The following is a 25,532-nucleotide window of genomic DNA, read 5'->3' as shown; positions in this document are numbered from 1 at the left end:
CCGCCGACAACCGGGCAAGATGGACGCCTCGGACCCTGAGGAGAGCCCATGGCGAAGTACCTGCTGTTGAAGCACTACCACCGCAGGCTCCGGCCCGGCGCCGGTCCCCGGCGCCGACGTGCCGATGGACCAGTGGGTGCCCGAGGAGGTCGCCGCCCACGTGCAGTTCATGCGCGACTGGGCCGACGACATGCGCTCGCGCGGTGAGTCTCGTGGACGCCCAGGCGCTGGCTCCCGAGGGCACCTTCGTCCGGTACGACGGCGAGGGCCTCCCGCCCGTGATCGACGGCCCGTTCCCGGAGACCAAGGAGGCTGATCGCCGGCTGGATGGTCATCGACGTGGACTCGCCGGAGCAGGCCTACGAGGCCGCCGCGAGCCTGTCCGCCGCGCCGGGCCGGGACGGGCAGCCGATCCACGAGTGGATCGAGGTGCGGCCCTTCCTGGAGGAGCAGCCGGCCGAGGACTGAGCGAAGGTAAAGAATCCGGCGATCCGCCGCCAGCCCGTCGGGCGCGGAGCGACAGTGGGCCCATGCGCCGTCGTACCGGACTCGTGGGTTCCATCGTGCTGCTCGGGGCGTCCTTGGTGGCCGTCGTCGGCGTCTCCGCGCCGCCCGCGCGGGCGGACTACACCGAGCGCTGGTGCGGCACGCCGTTGGTGACGCCGTGCATCCAGTCGTTCACCATCAACGGCGTCGCCCAGACCTCCAGCAGCCCGACCGGGCTGGTGCTGAACGGCCCGCAGTCGTTCACGGGCTACCGCGAGGTCAACCTGGAGTCTGGAGGGTGTCGCGCCCGCGCTGAGCGACGACCTGGTGGTGGTCGTCAACACCGGCAAGACCTTCGACCCGCAGCGGATGCTGGGCACGATGAGGCTCGCCGATGTCGACCGCGGCACCGACGCCTCCGGCAACCACCTGATCCGGATCGCCGGCAAGCCGGTGCGCTGGGCGCTCGGCTGCAACTTCGACGTGTGGCCCTGGGCGTGCCCGGCCACCGCGAGCAGCGACGCCGTCCGCTTCGGCGGCGACATCGCCCAGCTCACCGACCCGACCGACACCAGCATCGGGATGTACGTCGGCACGAACGCCTACTACAACGGCATCTTCTTCGAGGAGCAGCCCGACGGGTCGCACGCCCTGACGACCGACATCGCCGCGCCGCACTACTACGCCGACGGCAGCACCGTCATCACCGGCTCGATCCGCTTCCGCGTCTCCTACGACCTGATGCGCACCGACATGGGCATCCCGAACCCGGAGACGCTGACCTCCACGAGCCTCGCCGGCGCGGTGAAGACGCCCACCGGCGCGCCGGCGGCCGGGAAGTTCGTCACCTGGCACGACCCCGACGGAGGCGGATTCTTCATCGAGGCCTCGGGCTTCACCTTCTCCCGCAAGCGGCTGCTCGTCGACGCGGCCCGGATCACGCCGACCCGCCCGGCACTCGCCCGCACGGTCCGCAAGACGGCCCGCCGAGGCGTGCTCGTGCACACCCGGGCGCTGCCGCGCGGGGCGCGCGTCACGTCGTACGCCGCCTACTGCCGCAGCGCCTCGGGGCACGTGGTGCGCGCCAGCGGGGCGCCGGGCTCGTCGGTCGTGGTGGTGACCGGGCTGCGCCGCGGCAGGTCCTACAGGCTGCAAGGTGGCCGCGAGCTCCAAGGCCGGCCGCGGTGCGTGGAGCGCGCCGCGCACCCTGCGCGCCCGTCCCTGACGCTCAGGCCTCGGGCGGTCCCGGCTGCTCGCCCTGCTCCAGCCAGCCGCGGAAGGCCTCGAGGTTGGCGGTCGACTCCCCACGGTCGTTGCGCCACTCCCACTCCTTGCGGATGGAGGACGCGAAGCCGAGACTCGAGGATGGTGTTGAACGACTCGTCGGCGTAGGTCAGCACCGAGCCGAGCAGCCGGTCGAGGTCGTCGGGGGTGACCGAGGAGAGCGGCAGGCGGGCGTCGAGGTAGATGTCGCCGTGGTGGTCGATGCCGAAGGCGACGCCGTACATCTTCATGTTCCGCTCCAGGAGCCAGCGGTAGACCCGCTCGAACTCCTCGTCGGGACGGCGGCAGACGAAGGCGTGCACGCCCAGCGCGTGGGGGCCGAGGTCGAGCCGAACCGGGGTCTGCAGCCTTCTTCTCGCCGGGCAGCGCGAAGGCTGAAGACGCCCTCGGTCTCCTCGAACTCGATCTCGTTGGCCTTCAGGTGCTCCCGTACGACGTCGCGGGGGTCGGTCATCGCAGCGCTCCTGCTTCCTCGCGCATCAGGGAGTGCGCGCGCTCGTAGACGGCCAGGGTCTGGGCGGCGGTCGCCTCCCAGGTGAACTGCTCGGCCTGCACCAGCGCGCCGGCGGCCAGCCGGTCGCGCAGGTCCGCGTCGAGGACGACCTTCTCCAGCGCGGCCGCCCACACGGTCGCGTCGTGGCTGTCGACGAGCAGACCACTGTGCCCGTCGCGCACGACGGTGGTCAGCCCGCCCACGGCGGCGGCGATGACGGGGGCTCCGGTGGCCTGGGCCTCGGCGGCGACCAGCCCGAACGACTCGTTGTACGACGGCACGGCGACCAGCGACGCGGCGGCGTACCAGCCGGCGAGCTCGTGCTGCGGCACCGGCGGCACGAAGCGGACCACGTCGTCGATGCGCAGGCTCGGCGGCCAGCCTGGGCGAGCGCGGTGGGGCGCTCCAGGCCGCTGCCGGACGGCCCCCCGACGACGGGTACGACGAGCCGGGAGCGCAGACCCGGGCGGCGGTACAGCAGGCTCGGCCACCGCCCGGAGCAGCACGTCGGGTGCCTTCAACGGCTGGATGCGGCCCGCGAAGAGCAGCACCAGCGCGTCGTCGGGCAGGTCCCGCTCACGGCGCGCGCGCTGCCGCTCGGCGGGCGAGGACGGACGGAAGACCGAGGTGTCGACACCGGGGTGGACGACCTCGACGCGACCCGGCTCGGCGTCGTACAGGTTGATGAGTCTGCTTGGCCTCGAGGTCGGTGTTGGCGATGAGCACGTCGGCGGCCTCGACCACCTGCTCCTCGCCGATCACCCGCTCCAGCGGCTCGGGGGTGTCACCCTCGGCGAGTGCCTCGTTCTTGACCTTCGCCATGGTGTGCATCGAGTGCACGAGCGGCACGCCCCAGCGGTCGCGCGCGAGCGCGCCGACCTGGCCGGAGAGCCAGTAGTGGGAGTGCACGACGTCGAAGTGCCCGGCCGGGTGGGCGGCCTCGGCGCGCAAGACCTCACGGGCGAAGACGCACAGGCTGGCCGGGCAAGCTTGCTCCTTGCTCAGGCCCTCGAAGGGGCCGGCGTGCACGTGGTGCACGGTGACCTGGTCGGAGAGCCGGACGACGGGGTCGAGGGAGGAGCCTGGTGGCCCGGGTGAAGACGTCGACGTCGATGCCGCACGCGCCGAGCCGGCGGGCCACCTCGACGACGTAGACGTTCATGCCGCCCGCGTCGCCCGTGCCCGGCTGGTCGAGGGGCGAGGTGTGCAGGCTGATCATGGCGACGCGCCCGATCCGCGACTCCCCCATGCACCCTCCTCGCGTCCGACTTCTGGCGAACGGCTCAACCCTCTCAGTGTGCCCGGCATTCCCTACCGGGGAAGATGGGGTCCATGAGCACCCGGATCGCTGTCGTGACAGGAGCCTCCAGCGGGATCGGCGCGGCCACCGCGCGCCACCTGGCGGAGGCGGGCTTCGAGGTGGTGTGCGCGGCGCGCCGTACCGATCGGATCGAGGCGCTGGCCGCGGAGATCGGCGGCCGGGCGGTCGCCTGCGACGTCACCGACGCCGCCCAGGTCGCCGCGCTCGCCGACGCCGTCGGCCCGCGCCTGGACGTGCTGGTCAACAACGCCGGCGGTGCCTTCGGGCTGGCCCCGGTCGCCGAGGCCGACCCCGAGGACTGGCGGCGGATGTACGACGTGAACGTGCTCGGCGTCCTGCAGGTCACCCAGGCGCTGCTGCCCGCCCTGGTCGCCAGCGGCGCGGGCGTGATCGTCAACGTCGGCTCCACCGCGGGCCGCCTGGTCTACGAGGGCGGGGCGGGCTACACCGCGGCCAAGCACGGCACGAAGGCCGTCACCCAGACCTTGCGCCTGGAGGCTCTTCGACCAGCCGGTGCGGGTCAGCGAGGTGGCGCCCGGGATGGTGCACACCGAGGAGTTCTCGCTGGTGCGCTTCGAGGGCGACCAGGGCGAAGGCGGACGCGGTCTACTCCGGTGTTCCCGACCCGCTGGTGGCCGACGACGTCGCCGACGCGATCACCTGGATCGCGACCCGGCCCGCGCACGTCAACATCGACGAGCCTGGTGATCAAGCCGCGCGCCCAGGCCGCCCAGCACAAGGTCCACCGCGTCTGAGCCGGCTGCGCACGAGCGTGCGCAGGCGCAGCGCGAGCGCCCACGGGACGCCGGTCCAGGCGGCCCGCGAGCGCACCGGCAGCGCCGCGTGCGCGGGCAGCACGAGGCTGACCGCGGCGTGCCGCAGGTCCGCCGAGGTGCTGCGCGAGGCGAGCCGGTGACGGAAGGTCAGCGCGCTGCCGGCACCCCCGCCGAAGGAGCCCGGTACGGCAGCGCGGTGGTAGCCCAGCGCCTGCTCGACCACGGCCCTCGGCACCCGGTCCAGCCGGTCGTGCACCGGCCCGGGCACGTCCGCCGGCAGCCCGACCGTCGCCCGCGCGATCGCCAGCGAGGTGAGCGCGACCGGTCGCAAGCTCGCCCTCCAGGACGGCCGGGTCGCGGGCCAGCCGGCGCAGGTCCACCAGCGTGCGCAGCCACACCCAGCCCTCGCGGTGGGAGGCGGAGTGACGCAGGGCGTCGTAGGGGCTCAGCGTGGGCAGCAGGCTGCCACCGAGCGGGACCTCGGCGCGCCGACCGTGCAGCACCGCGAACGGCGGGAGCGCACCGGGGCTCGGGTCCAGACGCCAGTGCAGGTCGATGTCGGCGCCCTGGCCGGCATAGGTCAGTGCGTTGCCCCAGCGGCTCACGTGCCGCCAGGCCCAGGTGTCCGGCTCGACCCGCCCCTCCTCGCGCAGCGCCCAGCCCCCGGCCAGCAGCACACGGTGCGCGTCGACCACCTGCTCGGGCGCCACCAGCAGGTCCACGTCGCCGGGGCCGCGGGCGCTCGCGTCGCCGGTCGTCAGCACCGCGAGCGCCCGGCCCTTGAAGGCCAGGACGTCGATCCCGTGACCCGCCAGCAGGGCGCACGCGCGCACCGTCTCCATCGCCTGCAGCAGCAGCCGCGGCCGGGCCAGCGCGCGCCAGGCGTCCAGGCCCTCGACCAGACTCGGCCGGCAGGGCGAGTGGCTCCGCCCCGGTGCGCAGCGCCTCCGCGACCCGGTGGCGCCGTACGACGGCGAGGAGGTCGGCCACGTCCACGCCACCGAGGTCCACGGGTCCGACGAGGTGTCCCTCCTCAGCCGCCAGTGCACCGCGGACGAGCCTCCGGAGCAGGTCGTGGGCGGCGGTCACGGCGCGAGCGTCGCACGCGCCGCCGGACCCGGCAGCCGAACAGAGTTAAAATCGTGGATGGGCCGTTCCCTCGGGGTGCGAGCCGCGTTTGACGGACGACGGCGAGTCCTCCCGTTCGCCGTCCGAACCCTCAGGAGTCCGCATGAAGCCGACCTACACACCGCCCGTCCTCGAGACGCTGAGCCTCCGGGCCACGCACGACATCGAGGTCGACCTCGACATCAACCTCGGTCTCGGCAGCTGACGAACCGAGCCCGGCTCGCCCTCGCGGCGACCTGGGTGCTGCTGGGCCTGACCCGGCTGCTCACCCTGGTCCTCCCGTTCCGGGCGGTCCGACACCTGCTCGGTGACCACCGGGCGCCTCGCGCGGCAGCCTCGCTGCCACCCGCCGGTCCACGGGAAGCCGGCCGGGCCAGGCGCATCGGCTGGCTCGTGCAGGTCGCGGCGACTCGGACGCCGTGGCGCTCCGACTGCTACCCGCAGGCGCTGAGTGCCCGACTGCTGCTGCGCGCGCTGCGCGTGCCGCACCGGGTGACCTTCGGCGTGCGCCGCGACGCGTCCGGCTCGCTCAAGGCCCATGCGTGGGTGTCGGCCGGCGGGGTCACGGTGACCGGCGGCTCGACCCGTGACTGGGCCGAGGTCGGTGCCTTCGTCTGGGCTCCTCGACACTAGGGGATCAGCGCATGCACCTCTCCTGCTACGGCCTGGTGCTCGACAGCGAGTCTGCCGCTGCCGGAGCCTGGCTCCCGCGCCCGCGGCCGGGCCCGACGTGACGATCCGGGTGGGGCCGGTCGCCACGCCGGGCCCGGCCGCGGTGCCGCTCCCGCTGGGGTTGTGGGTCGACGGCGAGGCCACCGGCGTCGACGTACCGGAGGTGGGGCGGTTCCTCGCCGAGCGCGGTTGCCGGATCACCGTGCAGCCGTACGACGGCGCGGACCCGGGCGCCGTACGGCTGTTCCTGCTCGGCACCGCCCTCGGCTGCCTGCTCGTGCAACGCGGCCTCCTGGTGCTGCACGGCAACGCCTTCCGGGTCGGCTCGGCCTGCGCCGTCGTGCTCGGCCACTCGGGCGCCGGGAAGTCCACGCTCGCCGCGGAGATGCACCGGCGCGGGCTCGACGTGCTCAGCGACGACGTGGTGCCGGTCGACGCCACCGGCCACGCGCTGCCGGGCTTCCCGCGGATCAGGCTGTGGCAGGACGCCCTGGACCGGCTCGGCGTCGGCTCGGGCGGGCTGTCCCGGGTGCGCGCGGAGCACGACAAGTTCCACCTGCCGATCGAGCGGGCCGGCCTGGCGCCGCTCCCGGTGCGCTGGCTCTACGTGCTCGACCGGCACGACGGGCCGCTGCGGCTCGTCCCGCAGCGCGGGGCGGAGGTCTTCACCGCACTGCACGAGCACGCCTACCGCAACGAGGTGCTCGTCGGGACCGCGCGTCGTACCCACCTGGCACGGAGCGCCGCGCTCGCCGCCACCGCCCGGATGACCCGGGTGGACCGGCCCCGCGGCGTGGACTCCGTGGTCGCGTCGGCCGACGCCATCCTCGCCGACATCGCAGCCACCGAACGGGAGGGGCGCCATGCCCGCACAGCCTGAGCCCCGCTGGGTCCGCGCGCCCGGCTGGGAGGCGGTCGAGATGGGCGGGGAGTTCGTGATGATGAGCGCCGAGGCGGGCGAGTACTACGCCGTCAAGGGCGTCGCCGCCACGCTCTGGCAGGCACTGGCGCAGCCGCACGACGTGGACAGTTTGGTTGCCCTGGTGGCGAGTGAGTACGACGTCACGGCACAGGACTGCCGCGCCGACGTGGTCGCCTTCGTGGAGCAAGCTGCGCGGCAAGGGGATGGTCCGGCCCGCCGGCTGAGCCCGGGAAAGATCAGGCGAGCGCGCGGTCCAGCGCCGCCGCCACGTGCAGCGCGGTCGAGGGGAAGACCGGCGACTCGGAGTCGGCCTGGCGCACCAGCGACCCGAACCGGAGCAGCCCAGGATCACGCCACCGGCGCCGGCGTCCCACGACTCGCTGATGATCGAAACGACCGAACGGCGGGAGTCGTCGAGGACCTTCCCGTGCACCAGGCTCGTCGTAGATGATCCGGTTGAGACTCGTCGTGGTGACCGGCCTCCGGCACCAGCACGCCCAGGCCGTGGCTGGCGATCCGGTCGGTGAAGAAGGTGCGCGACATCGCGAACTTGGTGCCGAGCAGGGCCACGGTCTCCACGCCCTGCTCCTTGCAGGACTCGGCGACCACGTCGCCGAGGTGCAGCAGCGGGATCGCGACGGCGTCCTGGACCTGCTCGGCGACGCGGTGGAAGGTCGTCGTGCAGAGCATCAGGAAGTCGGCGCCGGCCCGCTCGACCGACTGCGCGGCGTCGCGCAGGATCGCGGCCACGCCGTCCCAGTCCTCGGCCTCCTGGAGGGTCGTCACCTCGGCGAAGTCGACGGAGGCGAGGACGCTCCTGGCTGAGTGGAAGCCGCCCAGCCGCTCCTCCACGCCACGGTTCAGCGCCTCGTAGTAGGCCGCGCTGCTCTCCCAGGACATGCCGCCGACGAGGCCGATGGTCTGCATGGAGGGAGTCTAGGGGCGGGCGCGACGATGCGAGGCGGAAGGTCCGGCGCCAGTAGGCTGAACCCTCGTGTCCCAGACTCGTCGTACCGATCTCCGCAACGTCGCCATCGTGGCCCACGTCGACCACGGCAAGACCACCCTCGTCGACGCCATGCTGCACCAGGCCGGCGCGTTCAGCGCCCACCAGGCCGAGGGTGTCGCCGAGCGCGTGATGGACTCCGGTGACCTCGAGCGCGAGAAGGGCATCACGATCCTCGCGAAGAACACCGCGGTGCACTACCGCGGCCCCTCCGCGCAGGAGCTCGCCGACGGCGACATGGTCATCAACATCATCGACACCCCCGGTCACGCCGACTTCGGTGGCGAGGTCGAGCGCGGCCTGTCGATGGTCGACGGCATCGTGCTGCTGGTCGACGCCTCCGAGGGCCCGCTCCCCCAGACCCGCTTCGTGCTGCGCAAGGCGCTCAACGCCGACATGCCGGTGATCCTGGTCGTCAACAAGACCGACCGCGGTGACGCCCGCATCGACGAGGTCGTCGACGAGACCTACGAGTCTCTTCATGGACCTGCTCGACGAGAACCACTCCCAGGACGCCCTGGACTTCCCCGTCGTCTTCGCCTCCGGCAAGGCCGGCATCGCCTCGCTCACCAAGCCGGAGAACGGCACGCTGCCCGAGGGCACCGACCTCGAGCCGCTGTTCCGCACCATCCTGGAGACCATCCCCGCGCCGGTCTACGACGAGGGCGCGCCGCTCCAGGCCCACGTCACCAACCTCGACGCCTCGCCCTTCCTGGGTCGCCTCGCGCTGCTGCGCATCAAGCAAGGCACCCTCAAGAAGGGCCAGCAGGTCGCCTGGATGCAGCGCGACGGCGGTGTGAAGAACGTCAAGATCACCGAGGCTCCTCGTCACCGAGGGTCTCGAGCGCAAGCCCGGCGAGTCCGCCGGCCCCGGTGACATCGTCGCCGTCGCCGGCATCCCGGACATCACCATCGGCGAGACCCTCGCCGACCCGGAGAGCCCCGTCGCGCTGCCGCTCATCCACGTCGACGAGCCCGCCATCTCGATGACGATCGGCACCAACACCTCCCCGCTCGTCGGCAAGGGCGGCAAGGGCCACAAGGTCACCGCCCGCCTGGTCAAGGACCGCCTCGACTCCGAGCCTGATCGGCAACGTCTCGCTCCGCGTCCTGCCCACCGAGCGTCCCGACGCGTGGGAGGTCCAGGGCCGCGGCGAGCCTGGCGCTGGCCATCCTCGTCGAGCAGATGCGCCGCGAGGGCTACGAGTCTCACCGTCGGCAAGCCTCAGGTCGTCGTCCGCGAGGTCGACGGCAAGACCCACGAGCCCTTCGAGCGCCTCACCATCGACGCGCCCGAGGAGTTCCTCGGCACCATCACCGAGTCTGCTCGCCAACCGCAAGGGCCGCATGGAGGGCATGACGAACCACGGCACCGGCTGGGTGCGGATGGAGTTCGTCGTACCGGCTCGGGGGCTGATCGGCTTCCGCACCGACTTCCTCACCGAGACCCGCGGCACCGGCATCGCCCACTCCATCTCCGAGGGCTACTTCCCCTGGGCCGGCGAGATCCGCTCCCGCCAGTCCGGCTCCCTCGTCGCCGACCGCTCCGGCGCCGCCACGGCGTACGCCATGACGTCGCTGCAGGAGCGCGGCGTGCTCTTCGTCGAGCCCGGCACCGAGGTCTACGAGGGCATGATCGTCGGCGAGAACTCCCGCGCCGACGACATGGACGTCAACATCACCAAGGAGAAGCAGCAGACCAACATCCGCTCCGCCACCTCCGACAACTTCGAGAAGCTCATCCCGCCGAAGAAGTTCGTCGCTGGAGCAGTGCCTGGAGTTCTGCCGCGAGGACGAGTGCGTGGAGATCACGCCCGAGACCGTCCGGATCCGCAAGGTGAACCTGGACGCGAACGAGCGGGCGAAGATGGCCTCTCGGGCTCGGAAGGCGAACAAGAGGCTGAGTGCTTGATGCGAGAGGCCCGTCCCTGATGGGGCGGGCCTCTTGCGTGGCCACGGCTCCGGAAATTCACATCAAGGCGGCCATGCTCGAGGGTCGCTCACAAGAGCGTCGCGTCGGAACCCGCCGCAGGCAAGTACCGGTTCGCGGCGAAGGTGGTTCTCGATCGTCACGTTTGTCTAGGCGCCGTGCGTACGGCGCGACAAACTGGCGGTGATCAACGTTCTGCGAAACCACCTCGACGGCCTACTCCGGAAAGCGCCCGGCACAACGCCTTCGGAAAAGAACACGGCGAGTTGCTGCGTCCCGTGGGCGGCGGAGCCTATGTTGAGAAACGCGAAGGCCCGGCGACCTCCAGATGACCTTCAAGCATCTGGATACGTCCCCGGGCCTCGCGCCTTTCTAGGACCCTAGGATCAGGTCCAGTCCTCGACCGTTCCGCCGTTGGCGATGATGTTCGCGCAGTTCTGCGCGCTCGCCTTGGCGGCGTAGGTCTCGGAGGCGGCCAGGATGGCCCCGTTGCTGGCCACGACACGGACGAAGAACTGCCCATTCGTGGACTTCCTGATCTGACACTTCATGGTGTTTGTGCTCCTTATCTCATCGACAGCGCCGCCACGGATCGGACTGACGCTTGACCCCAGTAGTTACATCGCTGTAAGTACCTCGTCGCCATCAGTCTCCCTGACGAGAATGACGTCCGCAACAGTCCATCCACGGGCGCGTAGGTCTTCTTGCCCACCAGGGGGCACAAATTGACCCGAGAAGACCCGGGTACGCCTGAGAAGACCCCGGTATACCCGGCTACGACCCTCAAAACTTGGCAAGTAAAATTTCGTGGGTACGGCGTTCCTGGTAACTGAAGAGGCCTGTGGGACTGGTGGGACTAGCCTTGTCCGCTCATGAGCGTGCCGGTCACCGCGCTGCGCGATCCCGCCAACAACCAGGACCTTGCGTCACTCCGCCGCCGCAAAGAACCTGCCCCTGCCGGAGTCGGCTGTCGTGATCAGCCGTCCGCCCGGCCGCCAGGTCAGTCGGCCGTGGCCCCCGCGTGCGCGATCGCGTCGACGGCCGCTTGGTGCGCCCGGGTCAGCACCAGTTCTCCCGATCGGGTCTGTCGCACTCCGACGTTGTCGATCAGCGCATTGGCGACGCCCAGCGCCAGTCCCGCCGCAGCCATCCCGAGGAACAGCCCGGCGAGCTCCTTGCCGGAGACCACACTGACGACGGCGAGGACGAAGCCGCCTCCACCAACGAGCCAGGCGAGGCGGTTGCGGCGGCGCCAGCGGTCGTGCACCTCGTGCAGGAGCGGTACGTCGATCCGGTAGCGCCGGGAGGAGCCGGTGGTCGCCACCAGCCAGGCTCAGGAAGCCTGAAGATGACGAGGAAGTCCACCCAGCCGGGAGTGGTGGCGCCGCGGAGGGTGACCTTCTGCGTGGTGGGGCGGCCGGTCTTGACGCAGACGCCGGTGCCGACGTTCACCGTCGTACCGACTCGTCCGATCACCACGCTCGCCATGGCGGCAGCGTAGGCGATGTCAGCCGCGGAGGACCTTCTCCATCGGCCGCCCCTTGGCGAGCTCGTCGACCAGGCTTTGTCGAGGTAGCGGATCTTCTGCATCAGCGGGTCCTCGACGTCCTGGACCTTCACGCCGCAGACCGAGCCGGTGATGAGCGAGGCGGCGGGGTTCAGCGTGGCAGCGGCGAAGAAGTCGAGGAAGGTCGTCTCGTCGGCCAGGTGCGCGGCCAGGCTCGTCCTCGGAGAAGCCGGTGAGCCAGCAGATGACCTCGTCCAGACTCGGCCTGGGTGCGGCCCTTGCGCTCGACCTTGGTGACGTAGTGCGGGTAGACCGAGGCGACGCTGGTGGTGAAGATCCGGTGCACGGGGCCACGGTACGGCGGAACGAATTCATGCCTATGATTCAGCAGCCCTACCCGCCGATCTCCGGGGAACGGGATCCGGCGAGACCAGAGGTGAAGCGATGAGTTCCACACCGGTGCGGCCCCAGAAGACCGCCATGCTGCTCGCGCAGCGCATCGTCGGCGACATCAACCGGCGTGGCAACACCGTCGGCGACCGCCTGCCCCCCGAGCGGATCATGCTCGAGGACTACGAGGTCGGGCGCGGCACGCTGCGCGAGTCGCTGCGCTTCCTGGAGTCGCAGGGCGTCATCTCCCTCAAGCCCGGCCCCGGCGGCGGTCCCGTCGTCCAGCACCCCGACGCGACCAGCCTCGCCACCTCGCTCACCCTGCTGCTGCAGTTCGCCGACGCACCCTTCCGCACGATCGCCGAGGCCCGCAGCGGCCTGGAGCCGATGCTGGCCCAGGCTCGCGGCCGAGTCTCATGCCCGACGAGCAGGCTCGCTGCGCTCGAGGCCAGCGTCGACAACATGCACGACCACCTCGACGACCAGACGGTCCTCCAGGAGGAGAGCAGGCGCTTCCACCACGTGATCGCGCACGGCTGCGGCAACCCGATCCTCGGCTACCTCGTCGACGCGCTGCTCGGCATCCTCGACGACTCCGCGATCGGCGTCGACCACCACGAGGTACGACGCTCCGCGGTCCACCAGGCGCACCTCGCCATCTACGAGGCGATCGCCCGGCGCGACCCGTCCGCCTCGGCCGCGGCCATGCAGGACCACGTCCACCAGCACCTCAGGTACGCCGAGGAGAAGTTCCCCGACGTGCTCTCCGCTCCCGTCGTGTGGGGCAACGGCTCCTGAGCCCGGCAGGCGTCGCGATCGGCGGACGGCGGCGCGTCGATCCGCTTTGATGGGCGCGTGCTCGTCGACCTGCAGGCTCGATGCCCGCCCCGACCGCGCGCTGGTCCGTGCCCGGGAGCCTGACCGAGGCCGGTGCCGCCGGGCTGTTCACCTTCGAGGGCCCGCACGACGTCTTCCTGCCGCTGGCCGCCGTCGCCGGCCAGGTCGACGCCGACCTGATGACCAACGTCGCCATCGCGATGCCCCGCTCGCCGATGCACCTGGCGCACACCGCATGGGACCTCCAGGCTCATGACGGGCGGCAGGTTCCGGCTCGGGCTGGGCTCCCAGATCCGCCCCCACATCGAGAAGAGGTACGGCACCACCTGGTCCCCGCCTGCCGCCCGCATGCGCGAGATCGTCAGCGCCGTGCGCGCCATCCTGGGCTCCTGGCAGGACGGCACCCGGCTGGACTTCCGCGGCGAGCACAGCACCCACACCCTGATGCCGCCGACCTTCGTCCCCGGCCCGAACCCGTTCGGCCCGCCCCCGGTCCTGCTCGGCGCGCTGGGCCCGCTGATGACGCGCACCGCCGCCGAGGTCGCCGACGGGCTGCTGGTCATGCCCTTCCACAGCCACCGCCACTTCCACGAGCGCACCCTGCCGGCGGTCGCCGAGGGCCTGTCCCGGGCCGGTCGCCGCGTCGAGGACTTCGCGGTCTTCCCGCAGGCGATCGTCGCGATGGGTCGCACCGAGGCGGAGCCTGAGTGCCGCGCGGGCCGGCGTGCGGGGGCTCCTGGCGTTCTACGGCTCCACGCCGGCGTACCGGCCGGTGCTGGAGGTGGAGGGCTGGGCCGACCTCCAGCCCGAGACCAACCGGCTGTCCAAGACCGGCGAGATCGCGGCCATGATGGCCCTCGTGGACGACACCATGCTCGCCACCCTCGCGGTCACCGGGACCCCCGAGGAGTGCGCCGCGGAGATCGTCCGGCGCTTCGGCGACGCACCGGGCGTCGCGGACCGGGTCTGCTGCTACTTCCCGGGCTACGACCCGCCCGCCGAGCAGGTCGCGGCTCTTGTCGCCGACCTGAGGACGGCACACCACGACCAACGCTAGGGTGCGGCTATCACGCTGGGGGGTTGTGAGCACAACGCTTCCTTCTGCTCAGGAGTCCTCCCCATGTACGAACTGCTGGACGCCGCGACCCGCGCCCGCCCGGACGCCGTGGTCGTCACCAGCCCCGCCCGCCGGACGACGTACGCCGAGCCTGAGCCGCGACGTCGCCGCCATCGCGACCGCCCTCGTCGAGCGCGGGAGCCGCCGCGTCGCGGTCCTGCTCGCGGAGCCGGCCGACGTGCTGGCCGTGCTCGCCGCCTGCTCGCGGATCGGCGTCGAGGCATGTGTCTACCCGCTCGCGGCCACCGACCAGGCGGTCGAGGAGATGGTGGAGCGCTTCGAGCACGAGGTCGTCGTCACCGACCGGACCACCCTGGCCTCCCCCGTCGTCACCCTCGACGAGCCTGACCTCGGTCGCGCCGGGCGAGACTCCCGCCGATGCCGGAGAGCCGGCCGGTCATGGCGATGACGACCGGCACGAGCGGCTTCCCGCGCGGCGTGCGGCACGAGTGGGACCGGCTGCTGCGGGCGGTCCGCAAGATCAAGCCGGCCCCCGACCACCGGTGGCTGCTGGCCTACGGCCTCAACCAGTTCGGCGGCCTGCAGATCCTCATCCACGTGCTCGCCGCGCAGGCCCGACTCGTCGCCGCCGAGTCCTTCCAGCCGCGCGACGCGCTCGGCGCGATGCGCGCGTCCGGAGTCACCCACGCCAGCGGCACCCCGACCTTCTGGCGCTTCCTGGTGGCCGAGATGAGCGCCGACGGCGGCCCCGTCCCGGGCCTGCGGCAGGTCACCCTCGGCGGCGAGGCCGTGCCCGGCGCGCTCCTGGAGCGGCTGCGCGAGCGCTTCCCGGACGCCCACCTGTCGCAGATCTACGGCGCCACCGAGTTCGGCCAGAACGTCACCGTCCGCGACGGCCGGCCCGGGCTGCCCGTCTCGATGCTGGAGTCCGGTGGGGACGTGCAGTTCAAGATCACCGACGGCGAGCCTGTGGGTGCTGTCCAAGGCCTCGATGCTCGGCTACCACGGCGAGGAGGCCGTCCCCGACGGTGCCTGGCGCGCCACCGGCGACCTGGTCGAGGTGGTCGGCGACCGGATCGAGTTCCGCGGCCGCAAGACCGACGTCGTCAACGTCGGCGGCGTCAAGGTGCACCCGATCCCCGTCGAGGACCGGGTCAGCAAGGTCCGCGGCGTCTCCCTGGTGCGCGCCTACGGCCGTCCCAACCCGATGGTTGGCCACGTGCTCGCCGTCGAGATCGTGCTGGAGCCCGGGTACGACGAGTCGGAGGTCGCCCGCCAGGTGCGCGAGGCGTGCGCTGACCTGCCGCCGGCCGCCCGGCCCCGGAGCATCAAGTTCCTCGACACGATGAGCACCACCGGCAACAAGATGCTGCGCGGCGCCGCACGCTGATCAGCGCCCGAAGGCCGGCTTCTCCTTGGCGAGGAACGCCCGGACGCCCTCCGCGAAGTCCGGGCCGCCGTAGACCTCGCGCAGCAGCGCCTCCTCCTCCGGCGGAGAGGCCTCGGCGGGCTGGGCGCGGGTGAGCAAGCTGGTGCTTGGTGGTCTCGATGGTCACCCGGGAGGCCTGGGCGATCCCGGCGGCGAGGTCGGCGACCTCGGCGTCCAGCCCCTCCGCGTCCGGTACGACGGCCGCGAGCGCGCCCACGCCGTAGGCCCGCTCGGAGGTGACCAGCCGCGAGGCCAGCAGCATCTCCCGGGTGAGCGACTCCCCGAAGATCGCCTGGCAGCGGTAGAGCACCGAGCCGGAGAGCGCGTTGCCGAGGGTGCGCGCGATCGGGTAGCCGAAGCGGGAGCCGGCGGTCGCGACGCGCAGGTCGCAGTGGGTGGCGACGGCGAGGCCGCCGCCGACGCAGACGCCGTCGATGGCGGCGATCGTGACCTGGGGCAGCGCCCAGAGCCGGTCGAACATCTCCCGGATCCAGTTCTCGTACTCGACGGCGTCGGCCTCGAGGAAGTCGCTGATCTCGTTGCCCGCCGCGAACGCCTTGCCACCCGCGCCACGCAGCACGACCACGCCGACCGACCGGTCGGCGGCCGTCGCCTCCCACAGGGCACGCAGGCTCGCCGTACATCGCCTTGGTGAAGGCGTTGCGGCGCTCGGGCCGGTTGAAGGTCACCTCGAGGACACCGGGTCCGAGGCGGTCGCGATCGATCAGCAGGTCAGCGGTCACGACGGTGAGGGTAGCGGCCCGCGAGACCGCGCTCGCTCACGACGACGGCGGCGAGAACGCCGGCGAGCGCACCGAAGAGGTGGCCCTGCCAGGAGACGCCCGGCGTCCCGGGCAGCACGCCCCACAGCACGCTGCCGTAGACGACCAGCACGACCACGCCGATCAGGATCTCGGCGGGCTTGCGGTCCACGAAGCCCTGCACGGCGAGGTAGGTGATCCAGCCGAAGATCAGCCCGGACGCGCCGATGTGCACCGAGCCGCTGCCCGCGACCAGCCAGACCGCGAGCCCGCCGGCCAGCCAGATCACGGCCGTCGCGGCGAGCCCGCGGGCCAGGCCGGTGGCGAGGGTGAGAAACCCCAGCACCAGCGCCGGGACGGTGTTCGCGCCGAGGTGCTCCCAGCCGCCGTGCAGCAGCGGCGCGGCGAGGATGCCGAGCAGGCCCTCACCGTCGCGCGGCCGGATCCCCCAGCCGTCGAGCCGGTGCGACGCGGCCACGTCGAGCACCTCGATCCCCCACAGCAGCACGACGAACGCCACCGCCACCACGCCGGCGACCTGCCACGGCGGCCGCGGACCCCGGGAGGTCCGGGTGGTCACGGCGTCCGCCAGACGGCGACCCAGTACTGCACGCCGAAGGGCGCGTCGTCGTAGAGCACCTCTGCCTCGCCGAGCGGCGGCAGGCTCGCCCAGGCAGGCGGTGTCGGCCCAGAGCGCGGCTGCGAGGTCCGCGTCGATCCCGGCGAAGGAGGTGCGCAGTGCGTCGTCGAAGGCCGCGGCTCGTTCGTCGAGGTGACCGGGCGCCTTCTCCGTGCGGGTGGCCGATCCGTTGCCGACGACCAGCACACCGGTCTCGCCGTCGTCGACGACGGTGCCGCCGGTCGCGGCGACCAGCGCGGCCGCGACCCGCGCTCCGGAGGGTCCGGAGGCACGGACCCGCACCCGCGGCCCGAGCCGGCGCACGGCGTCGAGAGCCGCGACGCGCAGGGCGGCGACCGGGTCCTCCAGCGAGGCGTACGACGGGAGCAGGGCCGGCACGCCCGGCACCAGGACCACGGGGCCGGTCACTGGATGCCCCGGATCGCGCGCAGCGGCGGGCGGCGCCCGGCGATCGACCACACCATGTCGACGGTCTGCCGGGTCTCCACCACCTGGTGCACGCGGTAGATGCGGGCCCCGGCGAGCGCGCAGACCGAGGTCGCGGCGAGGGTGCCGACCAGCCGCTCGCCCACGTCGAGACCGAGCGTCTCGCCGACGAAGTCCTTGTTGGACAGCGACACCAGCACCGGCCAGCCGGTGGCGACCATCTCGCCGATCCGGCGGGTCACCTCCAGGGAGTGGAAGGTGTTCTTGCCGAAGTCGTGGGCCGGGTCGATGACGATCGACTCCCGCGCGACGCCAGCGTCCAGGGCCCGCTGCGCGTAGGCCGTGGTGTCGGCGATGGCGGCGGCGACCACGTCGTCGTACTCGATCCGGTAGGGGCGGGTCCGCGGGGTCACCCCGCCGGTATGGGTGCAGATGATCGCCACGTCGTGGGCCGCGGCGACGTCGACCAGACTCCGGGTCCGCACCGCCCCACGCGTCGTTGAGCACGTCCGCGCCGGCCGCGCAGACCGCGTCGCCGACCTCGGCACGCCAGGTGTCGACCGAGATCACCAGGCCCGGGTACGACGCACGCACCCGCGCCACGAAGTCGACCACCCGCGCCTTCTCCTCGGCGGGTGAGATCTCCACGCCGGGCGCGGCCTTGATCCCGCCGATGTCCACGATCTCGGCACCCTGCTCGACCACCTCGCCCACGCGGGCGAACGCCGCGTCCTCGGCCCAGGTGGCGCCCTTGTCGAAGAAGGAGTCGGGGGTGCGGTTGACGATCGCCATCATCAGCGCCTCGTCGTCACCGAAGTGCTGGCGTCCGAGTCTCACAGGTGGGCCTCCGCGGGGGTCGTTCGAGGGTGGGGACGACCTGCTCGACAGGCTCCAGGCCACGCAGGTACTGCCGCAGCACCGCTTCGCCACCGGCCCCCTCCACGCCGGAGCGGGCCAGTGCGGCCGCGATGATCTGGGTCGCCATCCCACCGAGGTCGCGCAGCGCCTGGTGCCGGTGCGCGCGGACGCCGAGACCCACCTGCGCGATCGCGGCCGGTCCGGCGGCACGGAGGGTGTCGACGAGCGCGGCCAGGCTCGACGGCGTACCCGGTCGGGACGGAGAGGCCGGCGAACCACGAGCGGCGCACCGCCCACTCCCCCGCGAGCGGCTGCACCAGGCTGCCGAGTCCGGGGAAGAGCAGCGCGATGAGGGGGCGCGCGACGAGCTCGGTGACCCGGCCGCCCTCCAGCGGGCCGTCCACGCCGGGGCGGTCGTAGAAGCCCTTGACGAGCCTGCACGTCGGGCGAGGTCAGCAGCGGACCGAGCAGGCCGGGCACGAAGTGGGTGTCCCAGTCGTGCAGGTCGGCGTCCATGAAGACGACCAGGTCGCCCGAGGTGACGAAGAGCGACTTCCACATCGCCTCGCCCTTGCCCGGGTGGCTGCCGAGGTCCGGGCGGATCTCCGCCGCACGGTGCACCCGCGCACCGGCGGACTCCGCGACGGCGTAGGTGTCGTCGACCGAGTCGCTGTCGATCACCACGATCTCGTCGACCAGGTCCACCGTCTCCATCAGCGCGGTGCGGACGCGGGAGACGACGGCGCCCACGGTGGCCGCCTCGTTGCGGGCCGGTACGACGAGGCTGACCCGCTGGCCCAGCCTCCCCTTGGCCACCAGCAGCCCCTCGAGGTCCCAGTCGTCCCAGGAGGCGGCTCGGATCCCCATGCCCGCCAACCTACCGGCACGTCGTACGGCTTCGAGTTTGCCGTCGATCCGGTCACAAACGACGTGCGCGGTGCTACGGTCGAAATCCTCTCGGGAAGTTCGGTGGGCGCTCCCTCCCCCTGGAGTTCACGACATGGCATTTCGACGGTGGCGACGCAAGGTCCGTTGCCTGCTCAAGCACGGCCCGCGCGGCTGTCCGCACATCGAGCGGCACTCCCGCCGGCCCCGTCGCCGGCGGCGTACTCGAGGACGACAGCGGTCGTCACCTGCCACCGGTGGCGATCATCGATCCTGCGGACCTGGTGCGCTGAGGAAGGCCCGCGCCCCGGCGACCAGCGCCCGCGCGTAGCGGCGCTGCCCGGCGGCGCTCTCCATCACCGCGGCCTCCGCGGGGTCGCGCATGTTGCCGAGTCTCCACCATCACCGCCGGTACGCCGGACAGGTTCAGGGTCCCGAGGTCGCCGCGGACGTCGATCCCCCGCACCCCCCGGTACGACGAGGGCCGGAACCGCGCGTCCACCAGGGCGTCGCGCACGGCGCTCGCCAGCCGGCGCGAGGGCCGCACGATGTCCTCGGTCCACCCGGCGAGCCGCGCGGGCCGGATCACGTGGAAGCCGTTCGCACCGCCTGCGGTCACCCCGTCGGCGTGGATGCTGATCCGCAGGTCCGCCGTCGGGCCGGGACGGCCGGGGTTGCCGACCCGGCCACGCTCGTCGACGCACGGACCCCACCTCTGGTCCGAGTCCGAGCCCCGGGTCAGGACCACCCGGGCGCCGAGCCCCTCCAGCAGGCGCCGCGCGTCCTGCGCCACCCGCCAGGTGAAGGTGGACTCGGGGAAGCCGTCCGTGGTCGCCGTGCCGGTGGTGTTGCACTCCTTCTCGAAGCCGCCCGCGTCCACGGGCGCGCCGATCTCCGCCGCGTGGTGGCGGTTGCCGAGCCTGGTGGCCCGGGTCGAGCACGACCACCTTGCCGGCGAGCGGCCGGCCCGCGGCAGCCGTGGGCGAGGGCACCACCGTCGGGGTCGCCGACGCGCGGGGCGGCGCGGAGTCGGGTCCGCCCGCCGAGCAGCCGGCCGCGAGGGCCGCGGCCAGCAGCAGGGGCGCGGCCCGGCGTACGGTCATGCGTAGCCCAGGACGTCCTTGCGCTTCTCGCCCCAGGCCAGCGCGGACGCGATCGCCTCGTCCAGGGAGAGCTCGGTCTGCCAGCCCAGCAGGCTCGCGCGCCTTGTCGGCGTTGGCGAAGGCACCCGCGGCGTCGCCCGGGCGCGCCGGCGCCTCGGTGACCGGGACCGGCTTGCCGACGACCCGCTCGACGGCGGCCAGCAGGCTCCCGCACGGTGACGCCCTCACCGGAGCCGAGGTTGATGTAGGTGTACGTCGCGTCGACCTTCGCCAGCACGCCGTCGAACTCCTCGACCGCGCGCACGTGGGCCTTGGCCAGGTCCCAGGCGTGGATGTAGTCGCGGATGCCCGTGCCGTCGCGGGTCGGGTGGTCGGTGCCGGTGATCGTGAAGTCTGTCGCGGAAGCCGAGAGCCGTCTGCGCCATCAGCGGTACGACGTGCGTCGCGTCCCGCAGGTGGTAGCCGGTCTCCAGGTCGGGGTCCGCGCCGATCGGGTTGAAGTAGCGCAGGATGATCGCGCGCAGCGCGGTGGCCTTCGACAGGTCCTCCAGCACCTCCTCCATCATCCGCTTGGTCCGCGCATAGGGCGAGACTCGGCGCGACCGGGTCCTCCTCGGTGACCTCGAAGTCCGGCTTGAGCGCGTAGAGCGAGGCGGTGGAGGAGAAGATGATCCGGGCCTTGCCCAGTGCGGTCAGGCTCGTCGAACATCTCCAGCGACTTCGCGACGTTGTCGCGGTAGTACTCGTAGGGCTGCTCCACCGACTCCGGCACGATGATCCGTGCGGCCATGTGGATGGTGGCGTCCAGGTCGGGGTGCTCGGCGACGATCCGGCGCAGCAGCGCACGGTCGGCGACGTCGCCCTCGTAGAAGATCCGGTCGCCGACGTAGGCACGCGGGCCGGTGAGCAGCGAGTCGAGGACGACCGGGACGTGCCCGGCCTCCTCCAGGGCCTTGGCGGTGATCGAGCCGAGGTAGCCGGCGCCGCCGGTGACGAGGACCTTCATGGCTCTGGACCCTAGCGGGCCGCCCCTCAGCCCCCGTGCTTCTCGTCGAGCAGGGCCAGCAGGTAACCGCCGTAGCCGCTCTTGAGCAGGCCGTCGGCGCGCTCGGCGAGCTTGCTCGTCGGTGATGTACCCCAGTCGCCAGGCGACCTCCTCGGGCGCACCGACCTTGGTGCCCTGGCGCGCCTCCAGCGCGCGGACGTAGTTGCCGGCGTCGTTGAGGTCCTCGAAGGTGCCGGTGTCGAGCCAGGCCGAGCCCCGCGGCAGCACCTCGACCTGGAGCCGGTGCTCCTCGAGGTACATCCGGTTCAGGTCGGTGATCTCCAGGCTCCCCGCGCGCGGAGGGCTGCAGGACCTTGGCCTTGTCCACGACGTCGGGACCGTAGAAGTAGAGGCCCGGCACGGCGAAGTGGCTGCGCGGCTTCTCCGGCTTCTCCTCCAAGGACAGGGCTCGGCCGTCCTCGTCGAACTCCACCACGCCGTACGCCGTCGGGTCGGCCACGCGGTAGCCGAACACCGCCGCGCCGTCGAGGCCCTCGAAGCGGCTCAGGTGGGTGCCGGTCCCCGGGCCGTGGAAGATGTTGTCGCCGAGCACCAGGCCGGCGCCACCGCCGGCGAGGTGCTCCTCGCCGATGAGGAAGGCCTGGGCCAGGCCGTCCGGGGAGGGCTGCACGGCGTAGGCTGATCGCGATGCCGAACTGGGAGCCGTCACCCAGCAGACGCCGGAACTGGTCGGCCTCGTGCGGCGTGGTGATGACCAGCACCTCCCGGATCCCGGACAGCATCAGGGTCGAGAGCGGGTAGTAGATCATCGGCTTGTCGTAGATCGGCATCAGGCTGCTTGCTGATCGCGTGCGTGATGGGGTGCAACCGGCTTCCGGTGCCTCCCGCGAGGATGATCCCGCGCATCGTGATCCCGCTCCTTGTCGATATCGGGGACGGCCGCGCCATTGTGCTCCATAGACTCCTCCCCGTGCAGCGCATCCTCGTCACAGGCGGCGCCGGCTTCATCGGCTCCAACTTCGTCCACCACCTGCTCCGGTCCACCGACGCCTCGGTGACGGTGCTCGACAAGGCTCACCTACGCCGCGTCGCGAGAGTCCCTCGACGGCCTGCCCGCCGAGCGGGTGAGGCTGGTCGTGGGCGACGTCGCCGACGCGGCAGTGGTCGAGCCGCTCGCCGGTGAGCACGACGCCGTCGTGCACTTCGCCGCGGAGTCGCACAACGACAACTCCCTGGACGACCCCTCGCCGTTCATCCGGACCAACCTGATCGGCACCTTCACCCTGCTGGAGGCGGTCCGCAAGGCGGGCGTGCGCTTCCACCACGTCTCGACCGACGAGGTCTACGGAGACCTGGAGTCTGGACGACCCGAAGCGGTTCACCGAGGACACGCCCTACCAGCCGTCCTCGCCGTACTCCGCCTCCAAGGCGGGCTCGGACCACCTGGTCCGCGCCTGGGTACGCTCCTTCGGCGTGCAGGCGACGATCTCGAACTGCTCCAACAACTACGGCCCCTGGCAGCACGTGGAGAAGTTCATCCCGCGCCAGATCACCGAGGTGATCGACGGGCGCCGGCCCAAGCTCTACGGCTCCGGCGAGAACGTCCGTGACTGGATCCACACCGAGGACCACTCCTCCGCGGTGCTCGCGATCCTGGAGCGCGGGCGGATCGGCGAGACCTACCTCGTCGGCGCCGACGGCGAGAAGTCGAACCTCGACGTGGTGCGGCTGATCCTGTCGCTGATGGGCCGCGACGCCGACGACTTCGAGCACGTCACCGACCGCGCGGGCCACGACCTGCGCTACGCGATCGACTCCGGCAAAGCTGCGCACCGGAACCGGATGGACGCCCCGGTACGCCGACTTCGAGTCCGGTCTCGCGCAGACCGTCCGCTGGTACCAGGACCACGCCGACTGGTGGCGCCCGGCGAAGGCCGCCACCGAGGCGGCGTACGCCGCGAAGGGCCAGTGACCGTGGAGCCCGCGGTCGAGACCACGCCCGTCCCGGGCCTGGTCGTCCTCCGGCTCGCCGTGCACGCCGACGCCCGCGGCTGGTTCAAGGAGAACTGGCAGCGCGAGCGGATGGTCGCCCAGGGGCTCCCGGACTTCGGCCCGGTGCAGAACAACATGAGCCTCAACATCCGTCGCGGCGCGACGCGCGGCATCCACGCCGAGCCGTGGGACAAAGTCTGGTCTCGGTGGCGACCGGCAAGGTGTTCGCGGCCTGGGTGGACCTGCGCGCGGGCGAGAGCCTTCGGCGCGACGTACTGGATGGAGCCTGGACGAGGGCGTCACGGTCTTCGTCCCGCGCGGGGTCGGCAACTCCTACCAGGCGCTCGAGGACGGGACGGTCTTCTCCTACCTCGTCAACGACCACTACGTGCCCGGCACGACCTACCCGGCGCTGCACCTGGGCGACGAGAGCGCCGCGATCCCGTGGCCGATCCCGCTCGCCGAGGCCGACGTGTCCGACAAGGACCGGGCCAACCCACGCCTGGCCGAGGTCGCACCGATGCCCGCGCGCAGGCCGTTGATCACCGGCGCGAACGGTCGGACCGGCAGAGCGCTCGCCGCGCTCTACCCGGAGGCGACCCTCGTCGACCTGGCGGAGCCTGGACCTCACCGACCCCGACGCCCTCGCCGCGTGGCCCTGGCAGGACCACGACCTGATCCTCAACGCCGCGGCCTACACCGCCGTCGACAGGGCGGAGACGTCCGAGGGCCGGGCCGCCGCGTGGGCCGCCAACGCCGCCGCGCCCGCGGCCCTGGCCGCCATCGCCGCGCGCCGCGGGATCACCCTGGTCCACTACTCCACCGACTACGTCTTCGACGGCCGCGAGGTCGCCGGTGGTCACCGCGAGGACGAGCCCTTCGCGCCGCTCGGCGTCTACGGCCAGACCAAGGCCGCCGGCGACCTCGCCGTCGCCACCGCGCCGAGGCACTACGTGCTGCGGACCTCCTGGGTGATCGGCGAGGGGCACAACTTCGTGCGCACCATGGCCCGGCTCGCCGCCGACGGCGTCGATCCCGCGGTCGTGGACGACCAGGTCGGCCGGCTCACCTTCACCGCCGAGACTCGCCCGGGCCACCCGGCACCTGGTGGACACCGCGGCGCCGTACGGCACCTACCACGTCACCAACAGCGGGACGCCCCGCTCGTGGGCCGACTACGCCCGCCGGGTCTTCGAGCTCACCGGCCACGACCCGGCGCGAGTGAGCACCACCACGACCGAGGAGTACGCCGCCGGCAAGCGTCTCTCGCCGCGACCGCTGCACAGCACCCTGGCGCTCGACAAAGCTCGCCGCGACGGGGTTCGAGAGCGCTGATGCCGATCAGGCCCTCACGGACTACCTCGCCCATCTAGGCTGACGTCGTGCTTGCGCTGACCTGCCCCACCCAGTCCTACGACTGGGGCTCGACGCACGCCATCCCGACCTTCCAGCGCACCGAGGCCGACGGCCGGCCGGTCGCCGAGGTCTGGGTGGGCACGCACCCGCTCGGCACCGCCCGGATCGACGACGGCACCGGTCAGGGCCGGCCGCTGACCGAGGTGGCCGGCGAGCTCGGCTTCATGCTCAAGCCTGCTCGCCGCCGACCACCCGCTGTCCATCCAGGTGCACCCGGACGCGACCCGGGCCGCGGCCGGCTTCGCCGACGAGGAGGCCGCGGGCGTCCCGCTCGGCGCCCCGCACCGGGTCTTCAAGGACCCCTTCCCCAAGCCCGAGATGGTCTACGCGCTGACCACCTTCGACACCCTGGTCGGCCTGCGTCGTACCTCGGAGGTGATGCGGGTCCTGCACGCCATCGAGCACCCGCTCGCCGAGAGCCTGATGGCGAGCCTCGTCGACCGCCCGGGCTTCTCCGGGATCGTGCGGCTGATCGAGGGCCTGCTGGAGTCGCCGCCGACGCCCGCCACCGTCGGCGAGGTCGCCGCGGCCTGCCAGAAGGCGCTCGACGGGGGCCGTGACGTCAAGCGCGCCTTCGAGACCGCCGTCGAGACTCGCGGAGGCCTGCCCCGGCGACGTGGGCGTCATCGTCTCCCTGCTGCTGAACCGGCTCACGCTGCAGCCCGGCGAGGCGGCGTACCTCGCCACGGGGATCATCCACGCGCACCTGCGCGGGCTGTGCCTGGAGGTGATGGTCTCCTCCGACAACGTGCTGCGCGCCGGGCTGACGACCAAGCACATCGACGCCCCGGGCCTGGTCCGCTGCCTGGAGGAGGGCACCTCCCGCGCCGCCCGGGTCGAGCCGATGGTCTTCAACTACTCCACCGACGTGTTCAGCCCCTGCGGCGACTTCGCGCTCTCGGTCACCCAGAGCTCACCGGCCGACCCGGCAGGCGTCGTGCTGCCCGCGACCGGCGCCCGGCTGCTGGTCTGCACCGGCGGCGAGGTCGCGCTGGTCAACCGGCGCGACGAGGTGCTGCGCCTGGGCCGTGGCGAGGTGGCCTACGCCGACGGCACCGACGGCGAGCCTGCGGGTCGCCGGCACCGGCGAGATCGCGCAGGCGTTCGTCCCCGCCCCCGACGCCCGCGGTCAGCCTCTTCGACCTGCTGTGACACCGACCGAGCACGTCTTCGGGGCGTGTGAGGG

The 25,532-nt window shown here is 72.3% G+C and carries 30 protein-coding genes and 11 pseudogenes; 21 read left to right on the top strand and 20 right to left on the bottom strand.

All coding sequences use genetic code 11. From position 1 onward, the window contains the following. Positions 1 to 48: 48 nt before the first annotated feature. Genes G5V59_RS28530 through G5V59_RS28520 form a run of 3 tightly spaced genes read left to right on the top strand, consistent with a single transcriptional unit; the run spans position 49 to position 468 of the window. The gene (locus G5V59_RS28530) at positions 49 to 207 is read left to right on the top strand and encodes a hypothetical protein (RefSeq protein ID WP_278258750.1); all 159 of its coding nucleotides are present in this window, start codon (positions 49 to 51) and stop codon (positions 205 to 207) included. Further along, entirely contained in the window at positions 137 to 316 is a 180-nt protein-coding gene (locus G5V59_RS28525; protein WP_278258749.1) for a hypothetical protein, read from the top strand. The genes G5V59_RS28530 and G5V59_RS28525 overlap by 71 nt, the downstream gene beginning before the upstream one ends. A gap of 11 nt (positions 317 to 327) precedes the next feature. After that, a complete protein-coding gene (locus G5V59_RS28520) occupies positions 328 to 468 on the top strand; it encodes a hypothetical protein (RefSeq protein WP_278258748.1) in 141 nt (46 codons plus the stop codon). 157 nt (positions 469 to 625) lie between these two features. On the opposite strand, the gene G5V59_RS28515 is transcribed toward G5V59_RS28520, so the two are convergent. Next, positions 626 to 751, bottom strand: a complete 126-nt coding sequence (locus tag G5V59_RS28515) for a hypothetical protein (protein WP_278258747.1) — start codon at positions 749 to 751, stop codon at positions 626 to 628. A 65-nt stretch (positions 752 to 816) separates the two neighbouring features. On the opposite strand from G5V59_RS28515, the gene G5V59_RS28510 reads away from it, so the two are divergent. Continuing rightward, a complete protein-coding gene (locus G5V59_RS28510; protein WP_278258746.1) occupies positions 817 to 1,878 on the top strand; it encodes a hypothetical protein in 1,062 nt (353 codons plus the stop codon). Positions 1,879 to 1,907: 29 nt separating this feature from the next. Here G5V59_RS28510 and G5V59_RS28505 read toward each other — a convergent pair. From G5V59_RS28505 to G5V59_RS28485, 5 genes and pseudogenes are all read right to left on the bottom strand, one after another. After that, positions 1,908 to 2,072, bottom strand: a pseudogene (locus tag G5V59_RS28505) (YbjN domain-containing protein); the annotation flags it as partial. Further along, the gene (locus tag G5V59_RS28500) at positions 1,997 to 2,224 is read right to left on the bottom strand and encodes a hypothetical protein (RefSeq protein WP_278258745.1); all 228 of its coding nucleotides are present in this window, start codon (positions 2,222 to 2,224) and stop codon (positions 1,997 to 1,999) included. The gene G5V59_RS28500 and the pseudogene G5V59_RS28505, both read right to left, overlap by 76 nt. Then, positions 2,221 to 2,832 carry a glycosyltransferase gene (locus G5V59_RS28495; protein WP_341351325.1) on the bottom strand — a complete coding sequence of 204 codons (612 nt, stop codon included), beginning with the start codon at positions 2,830 to 2,832 and terminating at the stop codon, positions 2,221 to 2,223. The genes G5V59_RS28500 and G5V59_RS28495 overlap by 4 nt, the downstream gene beginning before the upstream one ends. Positions 2,833 to 2,839: 7 nt before the next feature. Continuing rightward, positions 2,840 to 3,292: a glycosyltransferase gene (locus tag G5V59_RS28490; RefSeq protein WP_278260114.1), complete on the bottom strand. Its 453-nt coding sequence runs from the start codon at positions 3,290 to 3,292 to the stop codon at positions 2,840 to 2,842. Then, positions 3,219 to 3,512 carry a glycosyltransferase gene (locus G5V59_RS28485; RefSeq protein ID WP_278258743.1) on the bottom strand — a complete coding sequence of 98 codons (294 nt, stop codon included), beginning with the start codon at positions 3,510 to 3,512 and terminating at the stop codon, positions 3,219 to 3,221. Before G5V59_RS28485 ends, G5V59_RS28490 begins: the two co-directional genes overlap by 74 nt. Before the next feature lie 83 nt (positions 3,513 to 3,595). Here G5V59_RS28485 and G5V59_RS28480 point away from each other — a divergent pair. Next, positions 3,596 to 4,339: pseudogene (locus G5V59_RS28480) on the top strand (SDR family oxidoreductase). A 17-nt stretch (positions 4,340 to 4,356) separates the two neighbouring features. Further along, positions 4,357 to 4,500 (top strand): hypothetical protein, encoded by a 144-nt coding sequence (locus G5V59_RS28475; RefSeq protein WP_278258742.1) that lies wholly within the window; start codon positions 4,357 to 4,359, stop codon positions 4,498 to 4,500. A 7-nt stretch (positions 4,501 to 4,507) separates the two neighbouring features. Here G5V59_RS28475 and G5V59_RS28470 read toward each other — a convergent pair whose 3' ends face one another. After that, positions 4,508 to 5,449 (bottom strand): hypothetical protein, encoded by a 942-nt coding sequence (locus G5V59_RS28470; RefSeq protein WP_278258741.1) that lies wholly within the window; start codon positions 5,447 to 5,449, stop codon positions 4,508 to 4,510. A 240-nt stretch (positions 5,450 to 5,689) separates the two neighbouring features. On the opposite strand from G5V59_RS28470, the gene G5V59_RS28465 reads away from it, so the two are divergent. Beyond that, positions 5,690 to 6,121: a lasso peptide biosynthesis B2 protein gene (locus tag G5V59_RS28465; protein ID WP_278260113.1), complete on the top strand. Its 432-nt coding sequence runs from the start codon at positions 5,690 to 5,692 to the stop codon at positions 6,119 to 6,121. 97 nt (positions 6,122 to 6,218) lie between these two features. Next, positions 6,219 to 7,040, top strand: a complete 822-nt coding sequence (locus G5V59_RS28460) for a hypothetical protein (protein ID WP_278258740.1) — start codon at positions 6,219 to 6,221, stop codon at positions 7,038 to 7,040. Positions 7,041 to 7,318: 278 nt separating this feature from the next. On the opposite strand, the gene G5V59_RS28455 is transcribed toward G5V59_RS28460, so the two are convergent. Both G5V59_RS28455 and G5V59_RS28450 read right to left on the bottom strand, forming a co-directional pair. Then, a complete protein-coding gene (locus G5V59_RS28455) occupies positions 7,319 to 7,456 on the bottom strand; it encodes a hypothetical protein (protein ID WP_278258739.1) in 138 nt (45 codons plus the stop codon). After that, positions 7,431 to 8,009, bottom strand: a complete 579-nt coding sequence (locus tag G5V59_RS28450; protein WP_278258738.1) for an amino acid racemase — start codon at positions 8,007 to 8,009, stop codon at positions 7,431 to 7,433. Before G5V59_RS28450 ends, G5V59_RS28455 begins: the two co-directional genes overlap by 26 nt. Before the next feature lie 67 nt (positions 8,010 to 8,076). On the opposite strand from G5V59_RS28450, the pseudogene typA reads away from it, so the two are divergent. Further along, positions 8,077 to 10,000 (top strand): annotated as a pseudogene (gene typA / locus G5V59_RS28445) (translational GTPase TypA). 404 nt (positions 10,001 to 10,404) lie between these two features. Here typA and G5V59_RS28440 read toward each other — a convergent pair. The 3 genes from G5V59_RS28440 to G5V59_RS28430 form a co-directional block, all read right to left on the bottom strand. Next, a complete protein-coding gene (locus tag G5V59_RS28440) occupies positions 10,405 to 10,569 on the bottom strand; it encodes a DUF1508 domain-containing protein (RefSeq protein ID WP_278258737.1) in 165 nt (54 codons plus the stop codon). Positions 10,570 to 11,018: 449 nt separating this feature from the next. Further along, entirely contained in the window at positions 11,019 to 11,342 is a 324-nt protein-coding gene (locus G5V59_RS28435; RefSeq protein WP_278258736.1) for a hypothetical protein, read from the bottom strand. 334 nt (positions 11,343 to 11,676) lie between these two features. Further along, positions 11,677 to 11,871: a DUF2200 family protein gene (locus G5V59_RS28430; protein WP_278258735.1), complete on the bottom strand. Its 195-nt coding sequence runs from the start codon at positions 11,869 to 11,871 to the stop codon at positions 11,677 to 11,679. A gap of 98 nt (positions 11,872 to 11,969) precedes the next feature. Here G5V59_RS28430 and G5V59_RS28425 point away from each other — a divergent pair, with 98 nt between their 5' ends. The 5 genes from G5V59_RS28425 (at position 11,970) to G5V59_RS28405 (ending at position 15,129) form a co-directional block, all read left to right on the top strand. Further along, on the top strand, positions 11,970 to 12,713 hold the full coding sequence (locus G5V59_RS28425) for an FCD domain-containing protein (RefSeq protein WP_278258734.1): 744 nt from the start codon (positions 11,970 to 11,972) through the stop codon (positions 12,711 to 12,713). An 80-nt stretch (positions 12,714 to 12,793) separates the two neighbouring features. After that, entirely contained in the window at positions 12,794 to 13,459 is a 666-nt protein-coding gene (locus G5V59_RS28420) for a hypothetical protein (protein ID WP_278258733.1), read from the top strand. Next, positions 13,456 to 13,809: an LLM class flavin-dependent oxidoreductase gene (locus G5V59_RS28415; RefSeq protein WP_278260112.1), complete on the top strand. Its 354-nt coding sequence runs from the start codon at positions 13,456 to 13,458 to the stop codon at positions 13,807 to 13,809. Before G5V59_RS28420 ends, G5V59_RS28415 begins: the two co-directional genes overlap by 4 nt. 63 nt (positions 13,810 to 13,872) lie before the next feature. Continuing rightward, positions 13,873 to 14,217, top strand: coding sequence for a hypothetical protein (locus G5V59_RS28410; protein ID WP_278258732.1), 345 nt, complete (start codon positions 13,873 to 13,875; stop codon positions 14,215 to 14,217). Between the two features lie 30 nt (positions 14,218 to 14,247). Next, positions 14,248 to 15,129, top strand: a complete 882-nt coding sequence (locus G5V59_RS28405; protein ID WP_278258731.1) for an AMP-binding protein — start codon at positions 14,248 to 14,250, stop codon at positions 15,127 to 15,129. A gap of 29 nt (positions 15,130 to 15,158) precedes the next feature. Here G5V59_RS28405 and G5V59_RS28400 read toward each other — a convergent pair whose 3' ends face one another. From G5V59_RS28400 to rfbA, 8 genes and pseudogenes are all read right to left on the bottom strand, one after another. Then, positions 15,159 to 15,845: an enoyl-CoA hydratase-related protein gene (locus G5V59_RS28400; protein ID WP_278258730.1), complete on the bottom strand. Its 687-nt coding sequence runs from the start codon at positions 15,843 to 15,845 to the stop codon at positions 15,159 to 15,161. Positions 15,846 to 15,991: 146 nt separating this feature from the next. Further along, positions 15,992 to 16,429 (bottom strand): annotated as a pseudogene (locus G5V59_RS28395) (rhomboid family intramembrane serine protease); the annotation flags it as partial. 635 nt (positions 16,430 to 17,064) lie between these two features. Next, positions 17,065 to 17,529 carry a dihydropteroate synthase gene (locus tag G5V59_RS28390; RefSeq protein ID WP_278260110.1) on the bottom strand — a complete coding sequence of 155 codons (465 nt, stop codon included), beginning with the start codon at positions 17,527 to 17,529 and terminating at the stop codon, positions 17,065 to 17,067. A gap of 100 nt (positions 17,530 to 17,629) precedes the next feature. Then, positions 17,630 to 18,811, bottom strand: a pseudogene (locus tag G5V59_RS28385) (dihydropteroate synthase); the annotation flags it as partial. Between the two features lie 374 nt (positions 18,812 to 19,185). Then, positions 19,186 to 20,160 (bottom strand): hypothetical protein, encoded by a 975-nt coding sequence (locus G5V59_RS28380; protein ID WP_278258729.1) that lies wholly within the window; start codon positions 20,158 to 20,160, stop codon positions 19,186 to 19,188. After that, a complete protein-coding gene (locus G5V59_RS28375) occupies positions 20,157 to 20,498 on the bottom strand; it encodes a hypothetical protein (RefSeq protein ID WP_278258728.1) in 342 nt (113 codons plus the stop codon). Before G5V59_RS28375 ends, G5V59_RS28380 begins: the two co-directional genes overlap by 4 nt. Next, positions 20,495 to 20,872 (bottom strand): annotated as a pseudogene (locus tag G5V59_RS28370) (NAD-dependent epimerase/dehydratase family protein); the annotation flags it as partial. The gene G5V59_RS28375 and the pseudogene G5V59_RS28370, both read right to left, overlap by 4 nt. A gap of 92 nt (positions 20,873 to 20,964) precedes the next feature. Then, a pseudogene (gene rfbA, locus G5V59_RS28365) lies at positions 20,965 to 21,844 on the bottom strand (glucose-1-phosphate thymidylyltransferase RfbA). A gap of 64 nt (positions 21,845 to 21,908) precedes the next feature. Between rfbA and rfbB the strand changes: the two are divergent. The 7 genes and pseudogenes from rfbB (at position 21,909) to G5V59_RS28330 (ending at position 25,529) form a co-directional block, all read left to right on the top strand. Then, positions 21,909 to 22,910: pseudogene (rfbB, locus tag G5V59_RS28360) on the top strand (dTDP-glucose 4,6-dehydratase). Beyond that, positions 22,856 to 23,053 (top strand): annotated as a pseudogene (locus G5V59_RS28355) (hypothetical protein); the annotation flags it as partial. The pseudogenes rfbB and G5V59_RS28355, both read left to right, overlap by 55 nt. A gap of 109 nt (positions 23,054 to 23,162) precedes the next feature. Further along, a pseudogene (locus tag G5V59_RS28350) lies at positions 23,163 to 23,381 on the top strand (dTDP-4-dehydrorhamnose 3,5-epimerase family protein); the annotation flags it as partial. Between the two features lie 169 nt (positions 23,382 to 23,550). Next, a pseudogene (locus G5V59_RS28345) lies at positions 23,551 to 23,946 on the top strand (sugar nucleotide-binding protein); the annotation flags it as partial. Between the two features lie 91 nt (positions 23,947 to 24,037). Beyond that, positions 24,038 to 24,265: a sugar nucleotide-binding protein gene (locus G5V59_RS28340; protein ID WP_278258726.1), complete on the top strand. Its 228-nt coding sequence runs from the start codon at positions 24,038 to 24,040 to the stop codon at positions 24,263 to 24,265. 47 nt (positions 24,266 to 24,312) lie between these two features. Then, positions 24,313 to 24,906, top strand: coding sequence for a type I phosphomannose isomerase catalytic subunit (locus G5V59_RS28335; RefSeq protein ID WP_278258725.1), 594 nt, complete (start codon positions 24,313 to 24,315; stop codon positions 24,904 to 24,906). Then, positions 24,903 to 25,529, top strand: a complete 627-nt coding sequence (locus tag G5V59_RS28330) for a hypothetical protein (protein WP_278258724.1) — start codon at positions 24,903 to 24,905, stop codon at positions 25,527 to 25,529. The genes G5V59_RS28335 and G5V59_RS28330 overlap by 4 nt, the downstream gene beginning before the upstream one ends. Positions 25,530 to 25,532: the final 3 nt, after the last annotated feature.

This window comes from Nocardioides convexus, from assembly GCF_011090295.1.
Note: the sequence above shows the minus strand (reverse complement) of the source record. Positions and strands in the feature narration are given on the sequence as shown.